Raw genomic sequence first — 16203 nt, 5'->3', positions numbered from 1 at the left:
TGTGCGATATGGCCCTTGGTGTAGCCGTGGCATGCCGGGCTGAGTTGGTTCCTGCTTTCTTGTTGCCGCCGATTTAACCGATTATTCGAGGTGCCCTATAGTCAATACCTATTCTGTATCAGTTGAGCTGGATCAATGTCCCACTCCTTCCCGGCGCATGCGCAGGCGCATCTGTTCGCCAGTTCGATCGAAAGTGTCAGCTTGCTGGGGACTGTGCACCATAGGCGATGGCGATGGAATCCCTTTGATTCTCTCAATGACATGACCTGGATTCCTGATCAGTGTGTCTGGAGGTCCGAGGTCGCCCTGTCGTCCCGCGGAGGGCGCCATGGTGATGGCCAGTATAGTTTCCGGCTCGTGCTAAATCATAACTCGCACAGGCCTGTGAAGGCACTGGCTGTGACGCAGGGTGGCTGGGACTGCACCATTGACGCCGAGGGAACTCGGTCTGACAACTTCACATTAGCTGTCAGCAACAGTGGCCCTGTGTGGATTATTTTCGACCCCCTTCGCATGCGCCTGAACTTGGAATCGGGTTCCACAGGCGTGACTCCTGTCATGGTCATCGGAAGTCTGGAGCTGAATGGTTTTCCTTGGGATGGCTCCTCGATTTTCGAGAAGTTCAATGAGCGAGGTGAGGATCGCCAATTCCGGGCTACAGAACCGGATTGCTGGACGATCGACGTGCCGCTGACAACCAAAGGCGGTATCGACTTTCGCCAGGATGGTGTGTATCAGTTCCTGATCTCCTGCAATGGAGATGAAGATCAGGGCTTCGGCGCCATGAATCCCATCGTGCCGGTGTCCACGCGCCTTGAACTCGTGAAAGGGACTGGTTTCGGGAGCAGTCAAGGCACGGCCATGCACTCGGCTCCCACAGTGAGGGTAACGGAAGATGGCCTGTTCACCCTGAAGGTAGAGCACAACCCTTCGGCTGGCTGGTCTGTTGAGATCATTCCCCTGCAGGGAGGTGCGGCCACATTCATAAACCGCTGCGACTCCATTCAGGTTCTGGGAACCATTTTCGCGGATCGTTCCTTCGACCCAACCGAGCATGAGCGCTGGATGCGGCCAACCAGCAATCCCGACATTCTTGAACTTGCCGTGTTCATGTCCAGCGGGATTCACGCCATCAACTTCGGAATCGGAGCAGAGTTGTTCCTCGACACGATGGGATTGGGTTGCTGGTTGGATCCAATCTCAGGCTGGTCTTCTGAGTTGCGTGGAGTGGGTTGGCACGGCAAACCCAGTGAGTCCAATATCTGCTTCGAGGTGTCGGAGGATTGTGAGGCGGTGATCCACTACGATCGCGGCTCCGATGTGTTTTCAATCACCAGTGTGAGCCGCCAGGTGGTGTTCCGACCATGTCTGGGAGTGCACGAAATGTCCCTGGTGGGAAGTTTTGATTCTCCCCTTGTAGCTTGGCAGACTGCTGCTCCAGAGAATCTGATGACCAGGCTGGCCCTTGATCGTTATGAGAAGTTTGTCGAACTGAAGCAGGATGTTGTTTACGAGTACAAATATGTGGCCAATCGTAGTCCCTGGCTCCTCGTTTTCGCCGATTATGAGCTTGATGGCTATGGTATGAGTTACACGCCAACTCCCAACCCATCCGTTTTCGATTGCCGATTGGAAGATCTCAAGCGGTATGGACATCTCACCAGTCATGGCAACCCACCGGCCATCACCTACCGAGCCACCTTCAATGGCCTTCACCGTTTCATTGTGGATCTCGCTACGGGTGCCCATGGGATTACTCATGTGAGTGGCTCAAGCCTTTGAGCCAGAGCATTGGGGTGCACTACAGCGATAATCGCCCTGATCGCCGCTCAAATGAGCTGCATTTGATCGATAGAGGTAGGATCTTTAGTGGATTGATGTGAAGCATAGATTTCTTAAGCAGCAGTCATACGGATTTAGGCCTCAGCTATGAGACGGTACCCAGAGAAAATGCTCAGTCGAGATTGGAGATAAGCCGATACGTGTTGCGCCCATGTTGGTAGCTGTATGTTGCCTCGTCAACCGATGATTTGATTAGGAAAAGTCCTAGTCCGCCAATCTTGCGATTTTCAATAGGTGTATCTGGTAGTGATGTTGGAACAGATTCAAGCTTAGGGTCAAAGGGAGCCGCATCATCGCTGACTTGTAGTTCAAAGCGGTTTTGGCCAGATTCCATATTCCGCCAGCAGGCTATCTGTATAATGGAAGGGCCTGGCTTAAGGTTGCTGATGCTGGAGTCTCGCATGATATTCGATAGCAATTCCTCGACAGCAAGCGTGATTCCATATGACTTTCGGGAATCTTTGACATGGTCTTGAACTTGCTCCTTGACAAACTGGAGCAAGATATCCCAATGCTCTGAAGTTGCAGATCTTTCAATTCTGCCAATTAGGTGTCTGCTTCCTTGGGTCTCCATTTAGGGGATATCGTCTACAGTTTCCACCAGCATCACGGCGTTACCTAGGCCAGTACGTGTGATGACCTCCTGAATATCGGCGCTTCCGCCAACGAAGATCAGACGTGAGCTGTGCGGCATCTTTTGCTTGGCATAGACAAGTGCTCGCAAGCCTGCACTGCTCATGAATGTGAGACTCATTGCGTGAATCCTCAGCTCTGCAAGCTCAGCCAAACCAATTTCTGTAAGTGTTTGGAGGAGCTGAGGTGCCGAAGTGGTATCAACTTCCCCTTCTAAGAAAAGCGAAACATGGGAAGTCAAGGTCTCGGTGGTGATGTTCAGTGTCATTTTTTGAGAAGCTCGTGTTGGGGCGAAGGGTTGCTGCGGCAATTGCCTTTATGCTGTCATGATAATCACGGATCGCTCGCCGACAAGCAGCCCATGCTTGTCTACTGTTGCTTCATGCTTGAGAACAGGGCCCGCAGGATCTCCGGTGTTAAAGGCCACGCACCAACGTAGGCCATTTGGAAGCTCCGGACAGCTGAACCAAGAGGTTGAGGGAGCCATGTTTGCAATCACATAAACAAGATCAACGTCTGAGTTCCCCGTTCCGATCCCATCTAGACAAAACATCCAGGCTAGCTGTCTGGACTCTTGGCTCCAATCAGGAGACCACGCCGAAGTTCCATGAAAGCTACTTGATGGCAGTCCTATTGTCGTTATGGTCGTATCAAACTTATTGACACGGAGGCAAGGATGGGATTTTCGAAAAGCAATCAGCGACGTAACGAAGTCGAACAGTTGATGATTGGCCTTTAGCTGCAACCAGTCTACCCAGCTGAGTGAAGAATCAAGGCAATAAGCGTTGTTATTGCCTTGTTGAGATCGTCCAAATTCATCACCCATCACAAACATCGGTACCCCACGTGAGGTAAGCAAAAGAGCAAATGCATTCATCATTTGCTTCTGGCGAAGAGCAAGTATTCCGGCATTATCAGTCCAGCCCTCAGCCCCACAATTCCAGCTGTGGTTATCATTCCCTCCATCTCGATTGTCTTCTCCATTGGAACTATTGTGCTTTTCGTTGAAGGACGTCAGATCGGCGAGTGTGAAGCCGTCATGGCAGGTGATGAAGTTGATTGAGGTGGCTGGAGTACGGCCGCTGGATTGGTAGAGATCGGGAGATCCTTGAACGCGCTGAGCAAGCTCCCCCACCTGCGCTGCATCGCCTTTGAGAAACTTCCTGAGGCAATCGCGGTATTTACCATTCCATTCCGACCATCGTCCGAAGGCTGGAAAACTTCCTACCTGATAGAGCCCGCCAGCATCCCATGCCTCGGCAATCAACTTACAGGCGGATAGGATCGGATCAAAAGCCAGGGACTCAAGCAGAGGCGGATTTGAGAGTGGATAGCCCAAGGGATCGCGTCCCAAAATGGAAGCCAAGTCAAACCTAAAGCCATCAATGTGATACTCAGATGCCCAGTATCTGAGACAGTCCAGGACAAGGGAGCGAACAATTGGATTGTTGCAGTTTAAAGTATTGCCAGTGCCGCTGAAATTAAAATAATATCCTTCTGGAGTCAGCATATAATAAGTCTTATTGTCTAATCCCTTGAAAGATAGTGTCGGCCCATTCTCATTCCCCTCGGCAGTATGGTTAAAAACAACGTCTAGTATGACCTCAATTCCATTGGAATGCAAGTTTTTGACTAACTGCTTAAGCTCGTCTACTTGCATTCCGTGTCTGCCAGTAGCCGCGTAGGCTGCTTTGGGTGCAAAGAATCCCAGGGTACTGTATCCCCAGTAATTATAGAGTTTCTCGCCAGTTTCAGGATGAATGCGCGAATTTTCAAACTCATCGAATTCGAAAATAGGCATCAGTTCAATTGCATTGATGCCCAAGCGCTTCAAGTATGGTATCTTTTCTGCCAAGCCAGCATAGGTGCCAGGGTGAGCGACCTTCGCACTCGCGGACTTTGTGAAGCCTCGTACATGAGCCTCATAAATCAACAAGTCTTCTGGCGGAAACTCCAAAGGAGAGTCGTCTTCCCAGTCAAAGTCGTCAAAAGAAACACGTGAACGATAGTGATAGATCTGAGCATTCCAGTCTGGTTCCTCTCCCCAAACATCACGCCCTGAAACCAGCTTGGTATAAGGATCCATCAAGATGCACTCCTTATTGAAGCGATGGCCCGCTTCAGGCTGAAACGGCCCATCAATGCGATATCCATATTCTAAGTCTTCATAATCAAGATCGAAGACGATCATACAAAAGACATCGCCAATGCGATAGCTCTTTGGGAACTCGATTTCTGCGAAGGGCTCAAGTACGCCGCGGCTGAATAGTACTAATGTGCAGCCTGTTCCAGCTGAGGTATAGGCGGAAAAGTTTAGGCCGTTTGGTACATGCGAAACTCCGAAAGGAAGGGGCTTGCCAGGCCTAACCTTATAGCCGTTGATGATGTTGGTGGGTAAGCCGTCAATGCGTTCAATCATGTTGAAGGTTCTGACTTAGATGGCAGGCTGCTGGCGGACTCATAGTTCGTGAAGTACTGATAAAATCCAGTAACTTTCATGGTGTCTGCGATTTCACTGCGAAGGCCCAGCAGCGCTAAGTCCACACCGTGACTCTTTGTCTGACGCTCCAAGGTGAGCATGGTACGAAGTCCCGCGCTCGACATGAAGGGAACCCCACTGAGCTCTAATGCTAAGGGTTCATCGATTTTAACTTCCTTTGCCAAAAAATCTCTCAGCAGACTCACTGTTTTGGAGTCAATCTGTCCAGTAATGGTAACAACTTGCCACCCATTAAGGCTACTTCGAGCAAGGTCGAGTGTCATGAGATTACAGAGTTGGGGTGAGAGTGACTTTGACCCGCAGACTGACGTTGCTTGAAGGCAGTGTTACAACTAGCTTTTCGGCATCATAATCAGTGTGTTCAATTCCGTCAATTTCGCAAGCCGTGATTGTGACGCTGCCATGGGGAAGCATGTCGGGGGAGACATGAAGTTGACGGTCTTGGAATCCGTTTGGCATAGGCTTGAAGTAAAGATCAAGTGGGCGCTTGCTGATCATTAGGTCGATATAGACAGTTGATAGAAAGCAGAGCTCAGTAGAGTGATAGGCGCTCATGGAGTGACTCCCTTTGAACCGCTCAGTTCCAAGTAGGTATGGCACGCCGTTAGCCAGAACATTGAAGTATACTGCCCCATCGTTGTGATCTAGAAAGAAAGCATTGTAAAAGGTGGCTGATTCGTCAGCATACTTCTTGTAGGCTTCATTGGATGAAAAATGGCCTTGAAGGATCAGATAGGCAAGAATACCCTGCTCTTGTTGCCACCAAGCCTTCCGATCATGCCAAGCATAGCGATAAAACTTATGGCCTGGCTTAAGAGTCCTCTCGACGACGTCATACCAGCCAAAGCGTTGTTTATCGTATCCAACATTCGGCATCAAACCCGCAATCTTCTCAGCCAACTCTTGGTATTCAGGCTTGGGAGTAACAGCTTGAAAGCGCATCAAGTTCCAAGCGATCTTGAGATTGTGACCAACTACTGCCCTGTTTTGCTGCCAGCCCCAAGTCTGGTCCTTGGACCAGTCATCATAAAACTTCTCTTGAACAAAAGGGCTTTCTTCGTAATCAGGGAAATGAGTAGTTATGGTGTCAAAAGTATCTTCAAGCATTTTAAGATATCGCTCACTTTTTGTTGCCAGCCACAGATTTATGAGGTAGGCAGGGGCGTGGTCTCCAACCGAGTTCCAATTCTTCTTGGCCTTGTTTCTCCCTAATGATTCTTCGTGAGCGCTAAGAGTAACTGCATGAATGTGTGAATAGTAGCCTCCTTTGTCAGAATCCTTGTAGTGCGTATCAAATAAGTCGATGGTTTTTTCGGCGTCAGCCAGAATCCTCGGATCCCCCGTGATTCTGTAAGTCTGGACAGGCCCTGCCAATGCATAGATCTGCTCGTAGGCAGGAATCGAGTCATAGTCATCGCCAAATTCGGAGACCAACAGCTTCTGCTCTTGTCCCTCAACGCCTACCTTGATACCATGATACCAATAAATCATATCGGTGTCGGAATCAACGAAGCGCATTTTTTCGCGCAGATACTCAGTGCCTTTGTCTGCTGCCTCAAGATATTCGTCTTTGCCGGTCAGCATATAAGCCGATGCCATGCCATAGATCATTCTGGATATTGTGTCAGTCTCTTGCAAGAAGTCACACTCTGCCTTGGCTCCAGACAAGTTAATCAAGGTGCGGTAATTCTTGTAGTCAATAGTTTTGCCGGGAAAGTCAAATTGCCACTTTAGGTAGCAGGTGGCAATCGAGTCAATCTGGTGAATCCACCAATCTTTTTCTTTGTACCTGAAATTGGTGACATCTTCAGATGCAAAGACAAGATAGTTGACCTCAAAACTGATTTCCTCCTCCGGGAAGAATGTGCCATACAGGAACACTAATTGACCCTTGACCAGTAGCTCATCAAGCTGGCCACTGCGGTCCATCCATCCTTCATGCAGATTCCTTGTTTGCTTGGCGTAGGTGTTGTCTGTTAGGGATGCAGTGTATGGCCTGCCGTCTGAAGTCACCAGTGTGATTACTCTTGAACCCGGGTCATAAGCTTCCACGTATCCAGAAACAAGATCGGAAAAGCTGAAGTCAAGCGTGTTCATGACGTTTTTCAAGCTATGTTGGGACTGTCGACCCTTTAGTGCGGTGTGATCTAAAATCTAAAGTGAGCGAGCAAAAACCGAGCTGAATGAGACCGTTAGGATTTGTTGGACTCACTAATATAATGCAAGAATCGAGTAGCCCTTCTGACTCCCTCCTTTATATTCATGCTCTTGTTGCAAAGCTTAACTCCAGATCTGTGCCAAACGTAGTGGTCTCATGGGTCTCCCTGAGTCGTGAGTAATGGCCGGCTGATGTGATGCCTTTGCCATCTTCGAAGCCCTGAACAATGGATGGCTTCATTCCATCGCCAACAACTCCATCAGCTGTTGCCTCTGTCAGGTCCTGCCTGGACCAGCGGCCGTAGGCGCTGCCTCCCCGAAGGAGTAGACGAGGCGGAGATTCGCCTGAAGGACGTGATTCACGTTGAGACACTGCTGGTTCAACTGGCATCGCTGGCGGAATATAATGGTCAGCTGCCAGCAGCCGCACTCGCTTATGGTGCCGATCCATCAGGTGTTCCAGGTGCGCCTTCAGTTGCTGCGTGATCTGGGCATCAGAAAGGTGAGATGATTCTCTTTACGACCCTATCGTGACGCCGTCGAAGCAGGGCCGCAGTACGGCCGCTCAGGCCGGCGGTGCTCCACCGCAAATACACCCCAGGCTCCAGTCCCTGCAGAGTGTTCTCCGCCAAACTCGCCTGCTCACGGTGACCACCAGCCTCAAACAGAATCGCCGTGCTGTGTTGGAGTTCGTGGTGGAGGAATGGAGCCGTTCACCACCATGGATGCCGGGTCCGAGCCTGAACCCACCCGCCCCGTAGGGCATAAGGCTCAGTGAGATGGCAGTCCAGGATGCTTCACTGAGAGGCAGCTAGCAAAGGGTGACTGGCCACCCATCGCGACAGGGTCTGCCTTGTGTCAAGCGAAGTCAGTCTTTTACCCTCAGTCAACGGATACCGGGAAACAGGCACTCCAGCTGGCTGTCTGCACGCAGTTCTGTTGTTCGGCAGTCGCCGGTCCTCCGCCTTTCACGAATCTCTCAGTAGCTGGGGCGAGTCTCACCTGCAATCCACTAGGATGATTCACGCTTTATCGTCTTTTGCTGGTGAATTCTTTTGGCCAGTCACACGCTGACTCTGGTGAACTCTTTCACCTTGCCGCTGAGATTGGCCGAGAACCCAAGTTGGATCAGCTGCTACTGATGATTCTGGAAAAGAGTCGCCCTTGGATTCAAGCCGAGGCTTGTTCAATCTTTCTTCCCGATCCCCTCTCTGGCGAGCTCGTTATTCATTCTGCTCAGGGCACAAGCTCTCCTCAGCTTGGTGAATTGAGGATTCCACATGGCTGTGGCCTTGTTGGCATAGCCATGTCAGAGAAGCACTTGGTGAGAGTTGATGATGTCCAGAATGATCCGCGCTTTTACTCTTCTGTTGACAAGAAGACTGGATGGGTGACACGAGCTTTGCTGGCGGCTCCCCTCCTGGATGGAGATCGTTGTATTGGTGTAATCGAGTTTCTCAATCCAATTGGCCGTAAGCACTTTAGTTGCCGCGACGAAGAGATGGTCGAATACTTTTCTTCACTTGTAGCAGCCTCATTGGTGCGAATCGAATTCAATGAAGTAGCAGTTAAGCGAGCTCAGCTGCAACGGGACCTTGACTTGGCTCGTGAGATGCAGGAGGGCTTATTATCGACTGACTTCCCAAAACCTGATGCAGATCATCCCTTTGATCTCTACGCTCAACTCAATCCTGCGTATGAGGTCAGCGGAGATCTATACGACTTCTTCTACCTCTCTGACGGCCGCCTCTGCTTTTTGGTTGGCGATGTAGCGGATAAAGGAGTTGCTGCCGGTCTTTTCATGGCAGTGACACGTACCCTGATTCGTGCTGTAGCGATTGATCGCTTCGATCCCGTTGAGATTCTTTCCTTGACCAATAAACAGCTATGTCCCAGCAATAAGGCCATGCTGTTTATCACCGTCGTACTTGCCTTGTATGATTCTTGTTCAGGAAGTGTCAACTATGCTCTTGCCGGTCACAATCCTCCTGTTCTTCTGAAATCTACCGGTGAGGCGGAATATCTTCCGCCTGGTGGCCAGCCCCTTGGTATCTTTGAGGACGCATACTTTGGCTCGAATCAGCTAACGCTTGCCAGAGGTGATATTTTCTTTATCTATTCTGATGGTGTTACTGAGGCCATGAATGCCAGCCACGGGAAGTTTGGTGAGGATCAACTTCTTGCGACCCTCGCCAACCGAGCAGGGCTATCAGCTCAAGAAATCACCGAACTAGTGACCGCCAATGTCAATGAGCACGTCAGAGGAGCGGAGCAGTCCGATGATATTACGTTAATGACGCTCAAGCGACTTTAGGCCGCGCTTCGCATGCCTTGCCTATCGACTATTCGTCACAGAATCCCTGGCTGATCTCAATGATCCTTCCATCGGGATCTCGAATCCACACAGTTCTCCAGCCTGGTATGTATTCATCGAAGTCTAGCGGCCCCAATGTGATGTCAACCTGTTCGATCGATGCCAGCTTTTCATCAACATCGTTGACCTTGAAGGCCAAATGTCGAAATCCTGGGAATGTATGTCCGTCGTTCTCGGCGACTGGGACCGGACTTTCTCGATCTGCCCAAAATAATTCTAGATAAAATGCTGAATCACTCATCTTTAGAAAGATGATCTCCTTCCCATCGGGCAGTCGAGCGATACGAGCTCGCCTGAATCCAAAGTTTCTGCAGTACCAAGCTTCAGTGATTGCCTGATCTTTGCAAGTAATCGCTAGTTGTGAGACGACTTGTAACATTGGTTGCTCTCAGGCGACAGTGCCATCGGGATACTGAGTCATTCCCGCAAAATGTATCTTAATTCGGTCTTCATCATCCAAGACCCAGCTATCTGCAAATCTCATCTTCGCCTCTCCTTCTGGAGCTTTGAGGGTAATCGCTTCTACAATCATGAGAGTCTTGGGGTTTTCTGTTTCTGCCCAAAATGCAATTTCGGTTTCAAGTCCTTCAATGCCCAAAATACCCTCAAAGTGCTTGAGTAATTGGTCTTTGCCTTGGAAATACTTTGGAGTCTTCTCGAAACTGGAAATCAAAAGAGCATCATCGGCGTACTGCATGAGCAAGCCTTGGATATCCTTTGCGAGAATCAGCTCGATATGTTTTCTGTACATATCACCAAGGGCTGTGTTGGGTACATTCTTCATGTTAGGCGGATTCCGTTGTCAGTGAATAAGGATGGCCCAAGGCCGTCTAGTGTGATGTGAACCTTAAATCAAAGCTTGCATGATCCTGGCTCATAGGTCATTTCATTCACAATGTATTCAGAGATAGCAAGGCCTGTAGATATCCTCTTTATCTTCCATGTCTGATCGGCATCCATCATCAATCGAGTGCTCTTGGCTTGTGGTGGGCTCCAAACACTGGCCTTCCAATTAACGACTACGTGAACCTCGCAACTGTCTTCGGACTGTGATGTGATATCGGCGACTTTAAGGGTATGCTGCTCATCAAAAAAGATGTCCACAACCTTTTGGTACCAGTTTGCATAGCCCTCGAAGCGTTCTACTGTTGCTTCAGGGAAAATGAGCTTCACGTCGTCCGCGAGTAGGCAGCGATAGCACTCCAAAGGGGCATGGATGTCGAGCAACTGATACCATGCCGATGCAAAGGACCAAATCTCGGGATGGGTGAACATGAATGTGATTGTCGAAGGGTTTTAGTCTAGTTGATGGATTAACTCTTTCCATTCACTTGGAATGGAGTGGGGCTGCAGTCGGGGGAGGGGGAGGTGGGGATGAAGGAACTTATTGTCCGCAGTGTACGCCAATCAATTCTGGGTGGACATCTCCTTCTAGTACAAGGTTAATCAGATAAGGTCTCTCTGAGTTAAGGAGTCGTTGAATGGCGGAAGACACTTGGGATGGCTTCCATACTCGCTCGGCTTCTACGCCCATTCCTTTGGCCAAGTCTTCAAAGGAAATCTCTGGTCGTGATAAATCAAAGCAAAGTGGATAACTGTGTTCGTTGATCCCTTGGGACATCCAGAACTGCTTGATATTCGCTTGGAGTAGCCGGTAGGATCGATTCTGGCAGACTATAAACTTGGCGGCAACAGAATGCCTGGCTGCGGTCCATAGGCATTGGATGGTATACATGCATCCACCGTCGCCAGATACTCCTATTACCTCACTCTCTGGCTTGGCGAGCTTTATTCCGATCGCTCCTGGGAATCCTGAGCCCAGTGATCCTCCTCTAGTCCAGAGTTTGCAGCCGAGCTTGTCGGCTGGTATGTATTTGGTGATCGGCGGTGAGTTGGTTAGAGCCTCATCAAAGATTATTGTATTTTCTGGGCAGAGCTCGCCAAGCTTTTGGAAGAAATAGCCTGATGCCATGTACTTGCGTCCAGAGTCGTATTCGGAATCTGGCACAGAAAGATCGACGCTATAGATTGATTCAACAGTGTCGGGCTGAGCTTTTCGCTTTTCGTGGTTGAAAGCACTGATGTCGTCAAAGCCAGCGACTTCTCCATACTTGTCGAGTGCAACGATTATCTGATTGATCACCCCCTTGGGATCTCCGACAATTCCATGATCAACTCGATGGTTTTTTGCAATATTGTCGGGATTGGCGTCAATATGAACGACTTTTGTGCCTGCACTGAAGATGTCTCCCAAGTGGGGAAATACCTCCGGCAGTAGATAGCAGCCTATCGCCAAGCAAAAGTCACAGTCAGTAGTGATCTTCAGGCTATAGTCGCCAAACATGTGCCCTGTGCTGCCGAAGTAGAGTTGGTGTGTCTCTGGAAAATTTACTTCACCACCATCCGCTTCATAGACGCGTGCACCTACTCTTTCCGCCAGGGTGACCAACTCGTCAGTGGCTTCGCTCCATGCCACCCCATCACCCACAAGGAAGATTGGATTCTTTGCCTTGGTGATTAAATCTATAATTGACTCGATTGTCGCTTGGTTGGCCTGTGAACAGAAAACGAGCGGCTTCTGAGCATAGACTTGTTCAGTAATCTCTTCATTCAGAATGTCCTGAGGTACGCAGAGATAGACTGGTCCACAGGGTGGTGTCGAGGCCACTTTGATCGCTCGGCGCACCATCCGAAGCAGGCTTGATGGGTGCATCACCATGGCCGACCACTTCGTAACCGGTTCTGCCATCGCGACCAGATCGGCCGCCATCTGTGAGTCCATGGCTTGATAGCGGATTCCCGCATCACCACCAATTACCACCAGTGGAGACTGCCCTCGCTTGGCTTGATAGAGGTTGCCTATGGCGTTCCCCAATCCTGGCGACGAATGAATCTGCACAAGAGCTGGTGAGCGGCTCGCTCTTGCATATCCATCAGCACATAACACGGCGATGGACTCCTGTAGCGTTAAAACATATTCAATGCTGGGTATCTCTGAAATAGCGTCTAGCATTCCTTGCTCAACAGTGCCTGGATTGCCGAACATGTGGCGGAAGCCACTGCATTCAAACTGCCGAAGAATTGCTTCGTGTCCTCGCATGAATATTCTCCTTACCAGCCATAGCGGGTCAGGCCTTCTTCAAGACACTTCACCATTACCTCGCCTACAAGTGTGGAATCTTGTGTGGATCGGCCAGTGAGGAATGGAAAATCAAGAATTGTAGAAATAGAGTGTCCAACCCCCCCATGGAACATCCCGTCAGGAGCTGTCGCGTCGCGCAGAATATATTCTAGTGGATAGAAAGGTGGCCCAAAATTTGCGGATGTATCCATTGGCTGATCATCATATCCATACATTTGAGCAAAACCTGTTCCGTCCTTGTAGTCGTACTCGCGGGCATGACCTGTGACATGCTTTCCGGAGATGATGCTCTTCCTGTCCGTCCAGTCTCTTGCAAAAGCCAGGCAGGTAACGCAATAACATTCAGCGGCAATGAGCTTGTTGCGGTTGACATATCCCAAGATGAGGTTGTGAAGCCGCTCATTGTTGACCATGTCAACCATGGGGCCGCTGCCGCCAGGGAGCAGAAGTGCTTCGTAGGGATCAACAAACTTCTTCCAAAACTCCTCGCGAAGCTCGTGGAACTTCAATAGTTCGTGGCCAAAATTCTGGCTGTTGAAGTAAGGCATAAAGGCCAGCTCGGCCTCCAGGCTGATTGGTGTACTCAGCAAGGCTGAGTCATTAATCTCTTTGGTTCGCCTGGCAAAATGTTCGCTGGTAACGCAGACACCGAGTGGAGGGTCTACGTAGGTTTCGTCCATGCTAGGTGGCAGCGCCGGCGGCTTTCTGCCTTTCGCAGTCATAAAATCACAAGTATAGCCGGCGTTGGCCAAAACATCGTAAGGTCCGACAAGCTCTTCTCCCCAGTAACCCCATTCAGACAGAACAACGAGTATCTTTTTGGCCATTAGTGAGGTCTATATTTGATGGATAAGTTTCCTGGCAAGCTTGATATTTGCAAGCTTGCAGTCTGCCTATTGTTCTGTGAATATAGGCTCCCTCCCTTCGGCCCTCTAGGGAATGAAACAAAAGTTAAAGTCCTGGTTGGTTTGCCGACAGTATGGTGACATCTGGATATCCTGAATATCGTCAATCTCAATAGCATAGATGAGAATTCAATTGTATTGAGAATCTCATTCTCGCTTCATGTTTGTCCCTGCTTCCTCGGTGGGAGGAGCCTCGCTGTACGGATTTCCAGGCTCACTTCACTCTGCCAGTGCTTCGGCCATCTCGGCCAGAAAGGCATGGACGTGGCTAACTGAGATGGCTCCCAGCCCAACGGCCGAGGCCACCCGCTTGGTCGATCCCGACTGAACATCGCCAACAGCGAAGACACCGGCTTGGCTTGTTTCAAGCATCATGGTGGGTCGGGATGATGTGCTGGCTGGATCTCTAGTCACATGGTCACCCGTCAGGATGAATCCCTTGTTATCCAGCTGCAGGCATCCGTTTAGCCAGCGGGTATTGGGGATCGCTCCAATCATCAGAAAAACGTGGCGAATCTGTTTCGTTTCGGTCTCACCAGTTCTGATATTATTCCAGGTTATCTGCTCAAGATGGCCATCCCCTTCTAGCTTGATGATTTCCGTGTAAGTATGTAGTGTAATTCGATCTGAGGAGAGAATCCTCTCGATCAAGTAGTCTGACATTGTTTCTTTCAGGCTGTCACGTCGGATGATCAGATGCACGTGCCGTGCCTGAGATGACAGGAAGACCGTTGCTTGACCTGCTGAGTTTCCACCTCCGACTACGACTACCTCTTCATCTGTGCAAAGATCTCCTTCCATTGCCGTTGCCGAGTAGTAAATGCCTGAGTTGTCAAAAGCACCATTATTCTCAACGTCCAGGGTTCGGTATGTTGCTCCTGTAGCAACCACTATGGCTTTGGCTTTCAGGCTTCGGCTCTCCTCATCTCGCTCACAGAACTGCAGCTCGTAGGGATATTTTGAGCAATTCAGTCCTGACGCGCGGATCGGCAGCGCAATTGTGGCCCCGAACTTCATCGCCTGGACTTGAGCTCTGCCAGCCAGCGCCTGGCCAGATATGCCCGTTGGGAAACCTAGGTAGTTCTCGATTTTTGAACTCGTGCTGGCTTGGCCTCCTGGAGCTTCTGACTCCAGCAGAATGGTAGATAGGCCTTCAGATGCCGCATACACTGCGGCGGACAATCCAGCTGGGCCGCCGCCCACGATTGCCACGTCATACACCCGGCTGCAATCGAAGTCTTCCACTAAGCCCAGTGCTTGGGCCAGAATGTAGTTGCTGGGCTTTGAAAGCATGCGGTCGTTTAAGTGGATAAGCACGACTGGTAGGTCCTCGACCGACAGACCATGACGATCGAGCGTTGACTGGAACTCCGGGGAGCTCGCTTCATCAAGAACAGATACTGGGTAGCCGTTGCGTCGAAGGAACCGTTCAATCCGTACACCGTCTGCACTGTCACCGATATCCAGCAAAGTCGCTCCGCCTTGCTCGTGCGAGATGAAGGCCGTTCGCCTTAGAATGAAGGCTCGTGTGATGATTTCACCAATATCTGGCTCGGCTGTGATTAGTTTTCGAAATGAGACCGGGCAGATGCGAACGACCTCCCCGTCCTCTCCCATCCTGCCACTAACAAGAATGTCTCGCTTGTTGAAAAGATCGAGTTCGCCTGTGAATTGATTCTCCTGGTGAACGGTGATCACGTTTGGCCCGCTTTGTCGGTTTTCGTAGATTTCAACTGATCCCTTCAAGACCACAAAGAAATCGACGCTATTCTGCCCTCTTTCGAATAGAACCTCCCCTTTCTTGTGATTCTCAAGCTGGCCAAACCGCTTGACCCGTACTATTTGTTCTGCAGATAGGCACGGAAAGATCTGATGTTCTCTTGCGTAGGGGTCTGTCGTGATCAGTGGATTCAGCTCAGCCTTTTTGTCGATTCCCATGCTGCCTTGATTGCTGCTGCCGGCTACTTCGTGAGGCTATCACCCGTGTGCCCAAAGTCTTGCCTTGCAGTTGATCCTTGATCCTTGGTCTGCCTTCCAATTTTCGATGTTCAACCTTTCCGTCAGGCCAGCGCAGCTCTTTGAGCTCTCACACTCCTGTCTATTAAGAGTCTGCGGAAAAACCGACTAAGCAGCCGCATTTTCTCAACTCCGAGCTGATTTCTCTGTGATTTCGTCAGATGGGGTCGTTTCAAGCGCTCAGACAGCCCGATTTCGCCGCATTTGGGCTGTTTTGGCGGCCCGACTGCCGCCGCTTGAGCACACCTTTGGGCAACTGGCGGCTCATGCTCCTGCCATGGTGGGCCTGAGCAAGTTGCCCAGTCGGATCAGGTTGTAGGCGATCACGTGCAGCCCAAACACGGCGCTCACGTTTTCCTGGCCGCGCTGCTTGAACTGGCGCAGCCCGCCGAACGCCTTGATCCAGCCAAATACCTTCTCGATGCCACGGCGGGCATTGATCGACTTGGCGTAGCCCACGTGGCGGGTGGTGCGGTCATCGATCGCTGAGCCACCGCTGCGGGCGGTGTTCTGCGCCACGTGGGGCGTCACGCCCAGCCGCCGCATCTCGGCCACGAACCCTTTCGTGTCGTAGTTCTTGTCGGCGCCGATGGTCTTCTGGTGAGCACCGGCGCGGTCTGCTGCCATCTCCTGG

General features: G+C 50.5%; 14 protein-coding genes. 2 read left to right on the top strand and 12 right to left on the bottom strand.

The window, feature by feature from the left end:
- Nucleotides 1-513 precede the first annotated feature (513 nt).
- Nucleotides 514-1782: a hypothetical protein gene (locus CJZ82_RS16730; protein ID WP_233130343.1), complete on the top strand. Its 1269-nt coding sequence runs from the start codon at nucleotides 514-516 to the stop codon at nucleotides 1780-1782.
- A gap of 172 nt (nucleotides 1783-1954) precedes the next feature.
- Here CJZ82_RS16730 and CJZ82_RS16725 read toward each other — a convergent pair whose 3' ends face one another.
- Genes CJZ82_RS16725 through CJZ82_RS16705 form a run of 5 tightly spaced genes read right to left on the bottom strand, consistent with a single transcriptional unit; the run spans nucleotide 1955 to nucleotide 7072 of the window.
- The gene (locus CJZ82_RS16725; RefSeq protein WP_094556884.1) at nucleotides 1955-2416 is read right to left on the bottom strand and encodes an ATP-binding protein; all 462 of its coding nucleotides are present in this window, start codon (nucleotides 2414-2416) and stop codon (nucleotides 1955-1957) included.
- The gene (locus CJZ82_RS16720) at nucleotides 2417-2785 is read right to left on the bottom strand and encodes an STAS domain-containing protein (RefSeq protein WP_233130342.1); all 369 of its coding nucleotides are present in this window, start codon (nucleotides 2783-2785) and stop codon (nucleotides 2417-2419) included. It abuts the gene before it with no gap.
- Between the two features lie 6 nt (nucleotides 2786-2791).
- Nucleotides 2792-4894 carry a glycogen debranching protein GlgX gene (gene glgX / locus CJZ82_RS16715; protein WP_094556882.1) on the bottom strand — a complete coding sequence of 701 codons (2103 nt, stop codon included), beginning with the start codon at nucleotides 4892-4894 and terminating at the stop codon, nucleotides 2792-2794.
- Entirely contained in the window at nucleotides 4891-5238 is a 348-nt protein-coding gene (locus CJZ82_RS16710; RefSeq protein WP_094556881.1) for an STAS domain-containing protein, read from the bottom strand. Before CJZ82_RS16710 ends, glgX begins: the two co-directional genes overlap by 4 nt.
- A gap of 4 nt (nucleotides 5239-5242) precedes the next feature.
- Nucleotides 5243-7072, bottom strand: coding sequence for an AGE family epimerase/isomerase (locus CJZ82_RS16705; RefSeq protein WP_094556880.1), 1830 nt, complete (start codon nucleotides 7070-7072; stop codon nucleotides 5243-5245).
- A 1183-nt stretch (nucleotides 7073-8255) separates the two neighbouring features.
- On the opposite strand from CJZ82_RS16705, the gene CJZ82_RS16700 reads away from it, so the two are divergent.
- Nucleotides 8256-9446, top strand: a complete 1191-nt coding sequence (locus CJZ82_RS16700; protein ID WP_143593746.1) for a PP2C family protein-serine/threonine phosphatase — start codon at nucleotides 8256-8258, stop codon at nucleotides 9444-9446.
- 28 nt (nucleotides 9447-9474) lie between these two features.
- Here CJZ82_RS16700 and CJZ82_RS19690 read toward each other — a convergent pair whose 3' ends face one another.
- The 7 genes from CJZ82_RS19690 to CJZ82_RS16665 form a co-directional block, all read right to left on the bottom strand.
- Nucleotides 9475-9885: a VOC family protein gene (locus CJZ82_RS19690; protein WP_094556878.1), complete on the bottom strand. Its 411-nt coding sequence runs from the start codon at nucleotides 9883-9885 to the stop codon at nucleotides 9475-9477.
- 9 nt (nucleotides 9886-9894) lie between these two features.
- Nucleotides 9895-10290: a hypothetical protein gene (locus CJZ82_RS16690; protein WP_094556877.1), complete on the bottom strand. Its 396-nt coding sequence runs from the start codon at nucleotides 10288-10290 to the stop codon at nucleotides 9895-9897.
- Nucleotides 10291-10358: 68 nt separating this feature from the next.
- Nucleotides 10359-10781: a hypothetical protein gene (locus tag CJZ82_RS16685; RefSeq protein ID WP_094556876.1), complete on the bottom strand. Its 423-nt coding sequence runs from the start codon at nucleotides 10779-10781 to the stop codon at nucleotides 10359-10361.
- Between the two features lie 109 nt (nucleotides 10782-10890).
- Nucleotides 10891-12606, bottom strand: coding sequence for a thiamine pyrophosphate-binding protein (locus CJZ82_RS16680; RefSeq protein ID WP_094556875.1), 1716 nt, complete (start codon nucleotides 12604-12606; stop codon nucleotides 10891-10893).
- Nucleotides 12607-12617: 11 nt separating this feature from the next.
- Nucleotides 12618-13475: a type 1 glutamine amidotransferase domain-containing protein gene (locus CJZ82_RS16675; protein WP_094556874.1), complete on the bottom strand. Its 858-nt coding sequence runs from the start codon at nucleotides 13473-13475 to the stop codon at nucleotides 12618-12620.
- Nucleotides 13476-13772: 297 nt separating this feature from the next.
- Entirely contained in the window at nucleotides 13773-15491 is a 1719-nt protein-coding gene (locus CJZ82_RS16670) for an FAD-dependent oxidoreductase (protein WP_094556873.1), read from the bottom strand.
- 342 nt (nucleotides 15492-15833) lie between these two features.
- Nucleotides 15834-16203, bottom strand: a 370-nt coding sequence (locus CJZ82_RS16665; RefSeq protein WP_143593745.1) for a transposase, incomplete at its 5' end; no start/stop codon positions are given.

Source organism: Synechococcus sp. 1G10, assembly GCF_002252625.1.
Lineage (GTDB): Bacteria > Cyanobacteriota > Cyanobacteriia > PCC-6307 > Cyanobiaceae > Regnicoccus_A.
This window is presented reverse-complemented; position numbering and strand designations above follow the sequence as displayed.